The organism is Mycetocola zhadangensis (assembly GCF_003668565.1).
In the GTDB taxonomy this organism is placed as follows: Bacteria; Actinomycetota; Actinomycetes; order Actinomycetales; family Microbacteriaceae; genus Mycetocola_A; species Mycetocola_A zhadangensis.
This window is the reverse complement of record NZ_RCWJ01000003.1, coordinates 404514-416746: the sequence shown is the minus strand read 5'-3', so window position 1 is coordinate 416746 and position 12233 is coordinate 404514. Positions and strand designations below refer to the sequence as shown.

Annotated in this window: 11 protein-coding genes; 8 read left to right on the top strand and 3 right to left on the bottom strand. The window is 63.3% G+C overall.

The genetic code is table 11. The features are described 5' to 3' along the window. Positions 1–19: 19 nt before the first annotated feature. On the bottom strand, positions 20–796 hold the full coding sequence (locus tag D9V28_RS12595) for a DUF2382 domain-containing protein (protein WP_121660079.1): 777 nt from the start codon (positions 794–796) through the stop codon (positions 20–22). Between the two features lie 288 nt (positions 797–1084). Further along, positions 1085–2086, bottom strand: a complete 1002-nt coding sequence (locus tag D9V28_RS12590; protein ID WP_121660078.1) for a LacI family DNA-binding transcriptional regulator — start codon at positions 2084–2086, stop codon at positions 1085–1087. Between the two features lie 237 nt (positions 2087–2323). On the opposite strand from D9V28_RS12590, the gene D9V28_RS12585 reads away from it, so the two are divergent. From D9V28_RS12585 to D9V28_RS12555, 7 genes are all read left to right on the top strand, one after another. Beyond that, positions 2324–3613, top strand: a complete 1290-nt coding sequence (locus tag D9V28_RS12585) for an extracellular solute-binding protein (RefSeq protein ID WP_121660077.1) — start codon at positions 2324–2326, stop codon at positions 3611–3613. A gap of 13 nt (positions 3614–3626) precedes the next feature. Next, complete coding sequence (locus D9V28_RS12580) at positions 3627–4631, top strand: carbohydrate ABC transporter permease (RefSeq protein ID WP_121660076.1); 1005 nt, start codon at positions 3627–3629, stop codon at positions 4629–4631. Continuing rightward, the gene (locus D9V28_RS12575; RefSeq protein WP_121660075.1) at positions 4628–5506 is read left to right on the top strand and encodes a carbohydrate ABC transporter permease; all 879 of its coding nucleotides are present in this window, start codon (positions 4628–4630) and stop codon (positions 5504–5506) included. The genes D9V28_RS12580 and D9V28_RS12575 overlap by 4 nt, the downstream gene beginning before the upstream one ends. 65 nt (positions 5507–5571) lie before the next feature. Further along, positions 5572–7893, top strand: coding sequence for a beta-xylosidase/alpha-l-arabinosidase (locus D9V28_RS12570; protein ID WP_121660074.1), 2322 nt, complete (start codon positions 5572–5574; stop codon positions 7891–7893). 116 nt (positions 7894–8009) lie between these two features. Further along, positions 8010–8705: a phosphatase PAP2 family protein gene (locus D9V28_RS12565; protein WP_121660073.1), complete on the top strand. Its 696-nt coding sequence runs from the start codon at positions 8010–8012 to the stop codon at positions 8703–8705. Next, complete coding sequence (locus tag D9V28_RS12560) at positions 8702–9463, top strand: GNAT family N-acetyltransferase (RefSeq protein WP_121660072.1); 762 nt, start codon at positions 8702–8704, stop codon at positions 9461–9463. The genes D9V28_RS12565 and D9V28_RS12560 overlap by 4 nt, the downstream gene beginning before the upstream one ends. 68 nt (positions 9464–9531) lie before the next feature. Beyond that, entirely contained in the window at positions 9532–10563 is a 1032-nt protein-coding gene (locus D9V28_RS12555; RefSeq protein ID WP_121660071.1) for an aldo/keto reductase, read from the top strand. A 7-nt stretch (positions 10564–10570) separates the two neighbouring features. Here the strand turns inward: D9V28_RS12555 and D9V28_RS12550 are convergent, their stop codons facing one another. Further along, positions 10571–11038 (bottom strand): VOC family protein, encoded by a 468-nt coding sequence (locus D9V28_RS12550; protein ID WP_121660070.1) that lies wholly within the window; start codon positions 11036–11038, stop codon positions 10571–10573. Positions 11039–11122: 84 nt separating this feature from the next. On the opposite strand from D9V28_RS12550, the gene menC reads away from it, so the two are divergent. After that, complete coding sequence (gene menC, locus D9V28_RS12545; RefSeq protein ID WP_121660069.1) at positions 11123–12232, top strand: o-succinylbenzoate synthase; 1110 nt, start codon at positions 11123–11125, stop codon at positions 12230–12232. Position 12233: the final 1 nt, after the last annotated feature.

Below are 12233 nucleotides of genomic sequence, written 5' to 3'. Positions count from 1 at the left end.
CGAGACCGGTCAGGCGGGACTACCTGGTGTGCGTGTCAGTGCCGTCCGTGTCGAGTTCGACCTCTTCCTTCCGGACGTTCTCCGTGACGGTTTGCTGCTCAGTGACCGTCTCTTTGTCGAGCTTCACGCGCTCGACGGGGACCGTCTCCTTTTCGACAACGACGCGTTCCTCCGTGAGAACGACCTCGTGCTCTTCCTCACTGATGTCCGGCCCGGAGAGGGCATCGCCCACGTTCGCGTCGGTAATCGGCTCGCGCTCCAGCCGCACCTCTTCGTGAGTGACCGGCACCGTGACATTCTGCTGCTCGGTGACGACGTACTTGCGGAGCCGTGCTCGACCCGTCTGGACCTGCTCAGTTCCCACGTGCAGCTGCTCTTCAGAGCGTGTCATCGCTGAGTCTGTGTTGGGCCCGGATGTGTCGTGGCCGACCGTTGCGTCCGTGGTGTGAGCGTCAGTCTCGTACGTTTCAGTCGCTGGGGTGGTGTATTCCCGGCTGTAGTACCCATAGATCCGCTGCTCTTCCTCTGAGCTGAACGCTCCCTCCGGTTCGATTCGGGGAGCATCTTTGACGAAGCTCTTGTCGTAAGAGACACGGACCTGCTCGCCATCGAACGTCGCATCCTCGAGCGGAACAAAGGACTCGGACGTACCGAAGAGCCCGGTACTGACACTCGCCCACTCGGGGTGACCGTCCTGAGGGTCGACGTAAATCTGCCCGATCTTTCCGATCTTGTCCCCGTTGGGGTCGAAAACGGTGGCGCCGATCAGGCTTCCTGTTGCGTTCGAATCAATCATTTCGTTCCCATCTTCTCGTTTGTCCGCAGCCCGGTGTCGGGCGGCGTCCTCCGTTGAGTGAGTTCCAACGGGTCACCCCCGTCCGGCACCTTCTCGGTGCGCATCGGCAGCCCTCAGGCCGCTGGGTGGCTGGGATGGATTCCGTCGTGGTGAGCCAGTATGCGGTCGCAATTTGAGAAAGTTGCGGGGTTGACGACCACGCGTTTGTGACCAATAATCTGCCGGTGGACGTGGTGCTCCCGAGGATGGCAACGGCGCTGGCGAGCGCGCGATGCGAGTGCGCGTCGTCTACAGTGCGGGGGGAGCGGTCGTGGCCCGACGCACCAGCGCCGTCGGGAGCCGGATGTGCATATCGATGGGCTCCTGGCCGTCCATGAGCGTCAGCAGCAGTTCGACAGCGTCCTCTCCGAGCTTCTGCATGGACTGGCGAATTGTCGTCAGCGGCGTGGACAACTGCGCCGCCTCGGGGATGTCATCAAATCCGATCACTGACAGGTCGCCGGGCACCGTGAGCCCCAAACTGGTTGCCCTCTCGATGACCGCGATCGCAGACAGGTCGTTCGCGGCGAAGATCGCTGTCGGGCGTTCGAGTCCACTCAACAGTGACGTTGTGCTCTCCTTCGCCGTGTCCTGCTGGTACAGACCCACTCGAACAAGATCCTGCCTGAATGGAATCCCAGCCTCCTGAAGCCCCTGCCGGTAGCCGGCCTCGCGCAGTCGGGACGAGCGCAAGTCCGGGCGGCCCGCGACAAAACCCACCCGGCGGTGCCCCAACTGAATCAGGTGCCTGGTGGCGAGCAACGCTCCACCGAAGTTGTCGGACTCGACGGTCGGCAGGTCCATGGGTCCGGCGTGCGGGTCGATCGCGACGATCGGAATGTCTGAGGACGCCTTGATCACCGTCGGAGTGACCATGATCGCGCCGTCGATGAGGGTTCCGCTGAGCCTTGAAAGCGACCGTCGTTCCCAGCCAGTACTGTCGCGCTGCCGGGATCCGCTGTACGCAAGAAGGTCGAGTTCAGAATCCCGGAGGGCGAGGCTCACACCCTTGAGTATTTCTGCGCTGAACGGTTCAAAGTCCGCGACCAGCACGCCGATGACACCCGTACGCCTCGACCGCATGCTGCTGGCGACCAGGCTCGAGGCGTATCCGAGCTTTTCGACAGCTTCCATCACGCGGCGCGACGTCTCGACAGCGATTCCATAGCGCCCATTGACCGCCTTCGACACCGTGGCCACCGAGACACCAGCCTCGTGAGCTACATCATGAATCGTCACTCGTCGTGTCATACCGGTGACATTAGCATCCGGATGGAAAAGGTTTTCGAAAACGTTTGACAGTCGCCGCAGCACTTGTAAAACTTCGAGGGTTCGCTCGTCACATCACGAGAACGATCGGCCCGTTTCGCAGATGAAACGGCCGAAGAGTCCACAGCAAGGACCACGGAACACAAACCGGCACCCAGCCGGTGAAGCACCAACGACACCCTCGACGGGGTGTCGCTCAACGAAGAGAACAGGTGAGTAATGAAGGCAAGAAAAGTCCTCGCCGGGTCCGCAGTCATGATGGCTGCCGCACTCGTGCTGAGTGCCTGCGCTGGCTCCGACAATGGTTCCAGCAGTGATGGATCCGTCGAGATGACGCTTTGGCAGAACTCGACAACCGGCCCAGGGAAAGAGTTCTGGAACAAGACGGTTGCCGATTTCGAGAAGGCGAACGACGGCGTCACCATCAAAGTCCAGTCGATCCAGAACGAGGACCTCGACGGGAAGCTCCAGACGGCGCTCAACTCCGGCGATGCCCCCGACATCTTCCTCCAGCGAGGAGGCGGGAAGCTGGCAGCCATGGTGGCAGCCGGACAGGTCATGGACCTCACCGACAAGCTGTCGGACACGGCCACAGAGGAGATCCCCGAGGGGTCGTTCAAGGCCAACACCCTGGACGGCAAGGTCTATGCGATGCCCGTCGCCGTGCTCCCCGGTGGGCTGTTCTACAGCCAGGACCTTTTCACCGCAGCGGGAATCACTGAGACACCGAAGACGATCGATGAACTCGAGACCGCCGTCGGCCAGCTGCGTGACAGCGGCGTTGAGCCGATCGCTCTCGGTGCCAAGGATGCATGGCCAGCAGCGCACTGGTACTACCACTTCGCCCTTCGCGCCTGCTCGCCTGACACCCTGGCGAAGGCTCAGGACGAGAAGGACTTCAGCGCCCCGTGCTGGGAGGACGCCGCTCAGCAGCTTTCCGACTTTGCCGGAACGGAGCCGTTCAACAACGGCTTCCTCACCACCTCCGCCCAGCAGGGCGCTGGAAGCTCTGCTGGACTTATCGCCAACCACCAGGCAGGCATGGAGCTCATGGGTGCATGGAACCCGGGTGTCATCGCTTCATTGACGCCGGATGAGAAGCCGCTTGCGGACCTGGCCTGGTTCCCGTTCCCCGAGGTTCCAGGTGGAGACGGCGAGCCCGGCTCCGTCCTCGGCGGTGTCGACGGTTATTCCTGCGGTGCAAACGCACCGGACGAGTGCGTCGACTTCCTCAACTACCTCGCGACAGCTGACGTGCAGAAGGAGTACTACGCGGCATTCAACGCTCCTCCGGTGAACACGGTTGCCCAGGAAGCGGTCGAGGAGCCGTACCTGAAGCAGATCCTGGAGACATACAACGCAGCGCCGTACGTCTCCCAGTGGCTCGACACCGTGTACGGCCTCAACATCGGTAACGCCCTGAACGTCGCCGTTGTCGACCTGCTCGCAGGCAAGACCGACCCTGCCGGACTTGTCTCCGCCGTGAACGACGCAGCCAAGAAGGGCTAAGGTTCGCCACACTATGACCACTCGCACCTACTCACCTGCAGAACCACAGGTGACCGCGGGTGACGATTCGACCGGGGGCGGCACACCACCGCCCCTGGTTGGTCGGCGAAAGATGAGTTGGGCGACCCGTATTGAGATCGCCCTCCTCGTCGGGCCAGCACTGATCGTCTTCCTCGCATTTGTCATCTTCCCTGTCGTCATGGCCGCGTACTACGGCTTCTTCCGCTGGCAGGGATACGGCCCCGCAACCGATTTTGTGGGCCTCCAGAACTACGTCACGATCCTCCAGGACCCCACCTTCATCGACGCGGTCCGCCACAACGGCATCATCGTTGTCCTTTCCCTCGTTCTGCAGGGACCGGCCGCGATCCTGCTCGCGCTGCTGCTCAACCGCAAGATGCGTGGTCAGTCGATCATCCGGGTTTTGATCTTCGTTCCATACGTGATCTCCGAAGTGGTCGTCGGCACCGGATGGAGCCTGATGCTCCAGTCCAACGGTGCACTCAACGGCATGCTGGAGAAGCTCGGTCTCGGTTTCCTTCAGGCCGACTGGCTGTCGAACCCCGACATCGCCATGTGGACGTTGATGCTCATCATCACGTGGAAGTACATCGGGTTCGCCGTGATCCTCTTCCTCGCCGGTCTCCAGGGAATCCCGGACGAACTCACCGAGGCCGCCCAGATCGATGGTGCCTCGTTCTGGCAGATCCAACGCCAGATCACGTTGCCGCTCCTCGGCCCCACCCTACGGATCTGGGCCTTCCTGTCGATCATCGGATCGCTCCAGCTGTTCGACCTCGTCTACATCATCTGGGGCCAGTACATCGCCTCAACAGCGGGAACCTCGACCATGGCCACGTACATGGTCGCCAACGGTCGGACCTCGGGCAACTTCGGTTACGGCAACGCCGTCGCCGTCGTGCTGTTCCTGATCTCCCTTGCCGTTGCCCTCGTCTACCAGCGCTTCGTCCTGCGGCGCGACACCGACGGTGCCCTGACCGAGAAGAGCAGCACATGACCTCGACAACAGCTGTCGCGCCAGCGCCGCAGCCCATCCTTTCGAAACTGAAGCCCACACTTCCGTGGGGCCACCCAGGCGTCTATGCGCTCGCCGTGGTCGTCATCATCCTCATGCTGGCGCCGATCGCGTACATCGTCCTCGGCGGCTTCCGCACAAACGCGCAGATCTCCACCGACCCGTCCGGTTTCCCCGCTCCGTGGAACATCGGCAACTACGTCGACGTCCTCGTCGGGTCGGTGTTCTGGCGCCAGGTGCTCAACTCAACAATCGCTGCCGGAGCAACAACCATCGGTGTTGTCACCCTGGGACTCATGGCCAGCTACGTCATCGCTCGGTACAGGTTCCAGGCGCGCGGGCTCCTCTACGCGGTGTTCGCGGCCGGCCTGATGTTTCCGATGACCGTCGCGATCACCCCGCTCTACCTGGTGATCAAGAACCTCGGCCTCATGAACAACCTCGGCGGCATCATCCTGCCGCAGATCGCGTTCGCGCTGCCCACGACGATCATCATCCTGGTTCCGTTCCTCCGAGCGATCCCGGACGAGATCGAAGAAGCCGCATTCATCGACGGATGCTCGCGCATCGGCTTCTTCTGGCGCATGGTTGTGCCTCTTGCGGTTCCCGGTGTCATCACAACGGGCATCCTCGCGTTCATCGCCAGCTGGAACGGATACATCCTGCCGCTGTTCATCCTCAACAACGAGGCGTCATTCACGCTGCCACTCGGTGTGCAATCGTTCGCGTCGCAGTACTCGGTCGACACGGCGAAGGTGCTCGCATTCACGTCGCTGTCGATGATTCCGGCGCTGATCTTCTTCAGCCTGTTTGAGCGCCGCATCGTCGGCGGGTTGACCGGCGCGGTCAAGGGATGATCGACGGTTCGACCGCGACGTCGCCGATGGCATCCGCGAATTCAGAAATAAAGGAAGACAACGTAATGGGATATTCGGGCCTGCCTGAAACGTCGAAACGTGTGCGAGAGCTGCACGCACGCATGACACTGGACGAAAAGCTTGCGCAGCTGGTTGGCTACTGGGTCGACCAGGGCCCCGACATTGTCGCGCCAATGCAGGGTGAGATGGCGTCGAGCAACAGATATGCGGATGCCACGGAGCACGGACTCGGACACCTCACGCGGGTCTATGGCACGCGTCCGGTCGAGCCGATCGAGCGCGCGGCCTGGCTGTGGGCCGAACAACGTCGGCTGAGAGAAGAAACGAGGCTGGGGATTCCGGCGCTCGTGCACGAAGAGTGCCTCACCGGCCTGGCTGCCTGGCAGGCCGCAACGTTCCCAACGCCGCTGGCCTGGGGTGCGGCGTTCGACCCGGAACTCGTTGAGGAGATGGGTCAACTGATTGGACAGTCGATGCGCACCCTCGGCATCCACCAGGGGCTCGCACCGGTGCTCGACGTGATTCGCGACCCTCGCTGGGGACGTGTGGATGAGTGCATTGCCGAAGACCCTTACGTGGTCGGCACGATCGCGACGGCGTATGTTCGAGGCCTCCAGTCGGAGGGAGTGCACGCGACACTCAAGCACTTCGTCGGCTACTCCGCATCACAGAGCGGGCGCAACCACGCGCCAGTGCACGCCGGACCGCGTGAGATCGCCGACATTCTTCTTCCGCCGTTTGAGATGGCGGTGCTCGACGGTGGTGTTCGCTCGGTGATGAACTCGTACGCCGAAATCGACGGTATTCCGATCGCCGCGGACGACACCTACCTCACCGACGTACTGCGCGGGCAATGGGGATTCGACGGTGTTGTGGTCTCCGACTACTTCTCGGTCGCGTTCCTTCAGGTCATGCACGCGGTCGCTGTCGACCTGGGGCACGCGGCCGAGCTGGCTCTTCAGGCCGGCATCGACGTTGAGCTTCCCACGGGCGATGCGTTTCTCGAACCTCTGGCCGAGCGGGTTCGCACGGGGCAAACCGACATCGCCATCGTCGACCGTGCCGTTCTTAGGCTGTTGGCGCAGAAGGAAGAGCTCGGTCTTCTCGATGAGACCTTTGACTCACCACCGGAGTCGATCGACCTCGACTCGCCTGCTCATCGTGACGTCGCTAGACGGATCGCCGAGGAATCGGTGGTCCTGCTCACGAACGATGGAACGCTGCCGCTCCGCCATGGCACAGACGGGCCAGCTCGCATCGCGGTTCTCGGGCCAAACGCGAACTCGGCCGAGGCGCTCATGGGCTGCTACTCCTTCGTGAACCACGTGCTCGCGCACCACCCGGAGGTGCCACTCGGGTTGGAGATTCCCTCGCTGGCCGAGGCGTTGCGCAGCGAGCTGCCTGCAGCTGACATCTCGGTGCTGCGCGGCTGCGACGTCGATGGCGACGACACCTCCGGCATCGACGAGGCCGTGAAAGCAGCGGGCGACGCTGAGCTCGCCATCGTTGTTGCCGGGGACCGTGCCGGCCTGTTCGGGCGCGGCACCGTCGGCGAAGGCAACGACGTCGAGAGCCTCGAGCTGCCCGGCGTGCAGCGAGAGCTGATCGAACGCGTGGTTGCCACTGGGACCCCGGTTGTCCTGGTGCTTCTCACCGGTCGCCCGTACGCGATCGACTGGGCGATCGAAGGGCCAAGCGCCCCGCGAGCCGTTGTGCAGGCGTTCTTCCCCGGCGAAGAGGGCGCTGGAGCGATCGCCGGTGTTCTCAGCGGACGGGTCGTCCCATCCGGTCGCCTACCTGTGACACTGCCCAGATCAGCAGGTGCCCAGCCGTACTCGTACCTCCACCCGATCCTGGGCGGCCCGTCGGAGATCACCAGCGCGTCGAGCGCTCCGGTGCTCCCGTTCGGTCACGGCCTCTCGTACACCTCGTTCGAACACTCCGAACTCACCGTCGACGCGCCGGAGGTTGAGGCGGGTGGCACATTCACCGCTCGCGTTCGGGTGCAGAACACGGGCGATGTCGAAGGTGCCGACGTTGTCCAGCTCTACGCCCGCGACGTTCAGGGCAGTGTGACGCGACCGGTCGCGCAACTGCTCGGCTACGCCCGCGTTCCCCTCGCTCCAGGTGAAGCGGTCAGCGTCGAGTTCCAGGTTCCCACGTCCCGACTGGCGTTTTCCGACAGGAAGATGCAGCGCATTGTGGAGCCGGGCTCCGTCGAGCTGTGGGTCGGGCCGTCCTGTGACACGCGCGAAACGGAGTGCGGAGTCGAGATCACCGGTACCTCCGCTGCCGTGACTCCCGCGTCCGAGCGTTATGTCCGGGTCGAGGTCACGCAGCTCAGCCTGGTCGAGACGGCCAGCTGACCACTCGCGCCGGAGCCAGGTGTCTCCCGAGATGAGGGGAAATACATGGCTCCGGGCGCAATGTCAACGGTTTGGGCGCATCCGCACAATTTCGCTGCCCGGGGCATGATTAACGGATGTCAGAGATTCACGCAGACCCGTCAGCCAAACGGATCACCAACCGCTGGCCGTACATCTCCGGTGGAATCGCGCTATTTCTCGGCGTGGTGCTCGCCTTCCTGATCGTGCAGCGCGGCAACACCCTGCCGTTCATGGTCGACTCTGAGTGGAGCGAAGAGGTCTTCGACGAGAACCGGCTGCCCTTCCTCGAGTGGCTTTCCTACGGAATGAACTGGCTCGGCGGCGGGATCTTCGGAACCTATGTCCTGCCGGTACTCATCGTTATCGTTCTGCTGCTCATCAAACGGCCGTGGGCCTCCCTCTTCTTCGCGGTCGCCTCGATCGCGAGCGTCGGCGTTGCCCAGCTGCTCAAGAGCATCGTTGGTCGAGCACGTCCTGAAGAGATGCTCGTGACAAGCGACTTCGGCTCATTCCCGTCGGGGCATGCAGCGAACGCGGCGACCATGGCCGTTGCGCTCGGGATCATTTTTCCGAGGGTTTGGGTCTGGGCGGCCGGCGCAATCTGGGTGGCCCTGATGATGTTCTCTCGCACCTACCTCGGCGTGCACTGGCTCACGGACACCATCGGTGGAGCGCTGCTCGGAGCCGGCGTCGTCCTCATCCTCTGGGCACCGTTCGCGTCGCGTATCTCGGGCGAACCCAAACATAAAAAATCAGCAGCCGTTCCCGATCGGAAGGAACCCGTTCTGTGACGGATGCCTGGACACAGGCACAAGCAGCAGCGGATGCCGCCACAACCGTTATTCGGTCGGCCACGGCTCTCGACGATTACAGAGCCATCGCGCAGCTGCTCGACGACACCTGGGGGAGAGGCGCAGGAGTTGACCCGTCATTTGTCCAGGCCGTCGCCCACGCGGGAAACACGGTGCTGGTTGCGTGCAGGGGTGACGAAACGATCGGCGCACTCGTCGGTGTCCTCGGCTGGGACGGCGGGCTGCACGTGCACTCGCATGTTGCAGCGGTGCGGCCGTCCGCCCGCGGCGGGGTTGGCTTCGCGCTCAAGCTCGCCCAGCGCGCTGTCGCCCTCGATCACGGGGTGACCGAGGTTCGCTGGACCTTCGACCCGCTGATTCGCCGCAACGCGCACCTCAACCTCGAGAAACTCGGCGCAACGGTCCGCGCCTACCTGCCCGACTTTTATGGGACACTCGACGACGCCATCTCCGGCTCCGACTCGAGTGACCGATTCGAGGTGAGCTGGAAACTCGATTCTCCCCGAGTGGCCGACGCGATCGACAGTGCCATCGCCCGCACAGAACCGACGCATGCGAATTTTGGAATACCAGCCCATGGCATCCGCTTTGATTTGCATTCGGATTATGAACGTCTTCGACGTGAGGATCCGGATGCCGCGGCCGAGCTTCGAGCGGCGTCTCGCGCCGTGTTTGAACCGGCGTTCGCTGAGCGCCTTTCGGTGACCTTCCTGCACGGCGGTTACGTTTTCGTCTAGCGAACCGCAACCCCTGTGTCACTGAAACCGCGGTCGGTATCGTCGATCTCTCGATCAGAGGAGATTTCATGGAATACCGAACGCTCGGCCGCTCAGGCGCCATCGTTTCTGCGCAGGCACTCGGCACTATGACATTTGGTGCTGAAGCCGACGAAGAGACCTCCGGCGAGATGCTCACCGCGTTCATCGAGCGTGGAGGGACTTTTATCGATACGGCCGACGTGTATAGCGCCGGTATTTCTGAAGAAATTATCGGCCGCTGGCTCGCCGCCCACCCGACCGAGGCTGGCCAGGTGGTGCTCGCCACCAAGGGCCGGTTCCCGATGGGAGAAGGACCGAACGACGTCGGGTTGTCGAGGCGACACTTGCGAACCGCCCTGGACGCGTCGCTTCGGCGGCTCGGAGTGGAGCACATCGACCTGTACCAGATGCACGCGTGGGACGCCCTGACGCCGGTCGACGAAACGCTGAGGTTTCTCGACGACGCTGTCGCCGCAGGAAAGATTTCGTACTACGGCTTCTCGAACTACCTCGGCTGGCAGCTGACCAAAGCGGTCGCCGTTGCCTCAGCGCACGGGTTCACCGCTCCGGTGACCCTGCAGCCGCAATACAACCTGCTCGTGCGCGACATCGAACACGAGATCGTGCCAGCTGCGCTTGATGCCGGCATCGGCCTGCTGCCGTGGTCGCCCCTCGGGGGCGGCTGGCTCAGCGGAAAGTACGAGCGTGATGTTGCGCCGACCGGACTCACCCGGCTCGGTCAGAACCCGCAGCGCGGTATGGAGGCGTGGGAGGCTCGGAACGCGAACGAGAGGACATGGCGGGTGCTCGACGCAGTCGCCGAGATCGCTGAAGCGCACTCCGCATCGGCATCGCAGGTCGCCCTCGCCTGGCTTGCGGCACAACCGGCCGTGACGTCGGTCATCCTCGGCGCGCGCGCAGTCGAGCAGCTCACAGACAACATGGCCGCCTCAGGCCTCCACCTCGGTGGCGACGAACTGCGGCGTTTGACGGACGCAAGCGCACCGGAGATGGACGATTACCCCTACGGAGTTGCGGGCGTGGGACAGAGGAACCGGCCGATCACCGGAGGCAGGTGACGTTCGGTCAGGCGTTGACCAGCTCATCGATGACGATCTTCTTCTGGCCCATCATCACCTGGATCTGTTCGGGGCGACCGAGAAGCTCACCCATGTTTGCCGGGATGATCTGCCAGCTGAGTCCGAACCGGTCCTTACACCAGCCGCACTGCTCGGCTTCGGGCACGTGGGACAACGCGGCCCAGTAGCTGTCGATCTCCGCCTGGTCGGCACAGGAGATCACGAACGAGATCGACTCGTTGAATGTGAAGGCTGGTCCACCGTCGAGGCAGACGAAGTCGACGCCGTTCAGGGTGAACTGGCCGTTCAGTACCTTTCCGGACATGCCAGCGAAGTGTTCGTCGAGCGACTCGTCAGGGTATTCGTCGATAGAGGTGATGCGGGAGTTGGGGAACACGCTGACGTAGTACTCCATCGCTTCGCGCGCGTTGTCGTTGAACCAGAGGCAGGGTTGAATCGGTGAAAGCTCGGCCATGGTGATCTCCTTGTTCGGTGTGCTGTTTCGCGGTTCACGATAGTCCGATGGCCTGGCGAGGGCGAGGGGCGGTACTGTCGGCAGATGAAGGTCGAATCGATCACGCTGCACCGGATCGGTATGCCCCTCGTGCGCCCATTCGAGACCAGCTTCGGGCGCGAAACCGCGCGCGACGTCCTGCTCGTTCAGGTTCGCACCGATACCGGCGATGGCTGGGGTGAGTGTGTCGCCGGGTCGACACCGAGCTACAGCTCCGAGTACGTCGACGGTTGTGCCCACGTCATCGAAAACCACCTTGCCCCGCTGCTGTTCGGCGCGAGCCCCCTGAGCGCCACCGACCTCGAGCGACTGTTCGCTCCTGTGGTCGGTCATCGCATGGCCAAGGCGGCGCTCGAGGCGGCCGTCCTCGACGCGGAACTGAGAGCATCCGGAACCAGCTTCGCCCGATATCTCGGAGCCGTTAGGTCCGAGGTGGACTGCGGTGTCTCTGTCGGCATCAGCCCGTCGATCAACGAACTGCTCACCGAGGTGCAGGGCTACGTCGACGCCGGGTACCGCCGCATCAAACTCAAGATCAAACCTGGGTGGGACTGTGAACCGGTGAGGCAGGTCCGCGAGCTTATCGGTGCGGATGTGGCTCTGCAGGTCGACGCGAACACCGCCTATTCGCGCGACGATATCGCCCACCTCGGGCAACTCGACGCGTATGACCTGCTTCTGATCGAGCAGCCGTTCGACGAGGAGGACATCGCCTCGCACATCGCGCTCGCGCGGGCCATCACCACCCCGGTGTGCCTCGACGAGTCCATCGTCTCGGTCGGCGTGGCCGTCGACGCGATCGAGCGCGGTGCGACATCGATCATCAACATCAAGCCGGGCCGGGTCGGGGGATATCTCCCGGCCGTCGCCATCCACGACGCCTGCGTCGAGCGACACATTCCGGTGTGGTGCGGCGGAATGCTCGAAACCGGCATCGGCCGCGCCATGAACGTCGCGCTGGCCGCGCTTCCCGGTTTCACACTGCTGGGAGACACGAGCGCGTCCAACCGGTACTACGCCGAGGACATCACCGAACCGTTCGTCCTCTCGAACGGGCGACTGGCCGTGCCGACCGGCCCGGGGTCAGGCGTCACCGTGCGAGTCGACCTGATTCGACAGTGGGCCACCGAGCAGTCGCGGCACCTGTCCGCCTAGG

Excerpts from the sequence above, each read along its gene's own strand:
- D9V28_RS12595 (WP_121660079.1), bottom strand. The coding sequence starts at position 796 with ATGATTGATTCGAACGCAACAGGAAGCCTGATCGGCGCCACCGTTTTC.
- D9V28_RS12590 (WP_121660078.1), bottom strand. The coding sequence starts at position 2,086 with ATGACACGACGAGTGACGATTCATGATGTAGCTCACGAGGCTGGTGTC.
- D9V28_RS12585 (WP_121660077.1), top strand. The coding sequence starts at position 2,324 with ATGAAGGCAAGAAAAGTCCTCGCCGGGTCCGCAGTCATGATGGCTGCC.
- D9V28_RS12580 (WP_121660076.1), top strand. The coding sequence starts at position 3,627 with ATGACCACTCGCACCTACTCACCTGCAGAACCACAGGTGACCGCGGGT.
- D9V28_RS12575 (WP_121660075.1), top strand. The coding sequence starts at position 4,628 with ATGACCTCGACAACAGCTGTCGCGCCAGCGCCGCAGCCCATCCTTTCG.
- D9V28_RS12570 (WP_121660074.1), top strand. The coding sequence starts at position 5,572 with ATGGGATATTCGGGCCTGCCTGAAACGTCGAAACGTGTGCGAGAGCTG.
- D9V28_RS12565 (WP_121660073.1), top strand. The coding sequence starts at position 8,010 with ATGTCAGAGATTCACGCAGACCCGTCAGCCAAACGGATCACCAACCGC.
- D9V28_RS12555 (WP_121660071.1), top strand. The coding sequence starts at position 9,532 with ATGGAATACCGAACGCTCGGCCGCTCAGGCGCCATCGTTTCTGCGCAG.
- D9V28_RS12550 (WP_121660070.1), bottom strand. The coding sequence starts at position 11,038 with ATGGCCGAGCTTTCACCGATTCAACCCTGCCTCTGGTTCAACGACAAC.
- menC (WP_121660069.1), top strand. The coding sequence starts at position 11,123 with ATGAAGGTCGAATCGATCACGCTGCACCGGATCGGTATGCCCCTCGTG.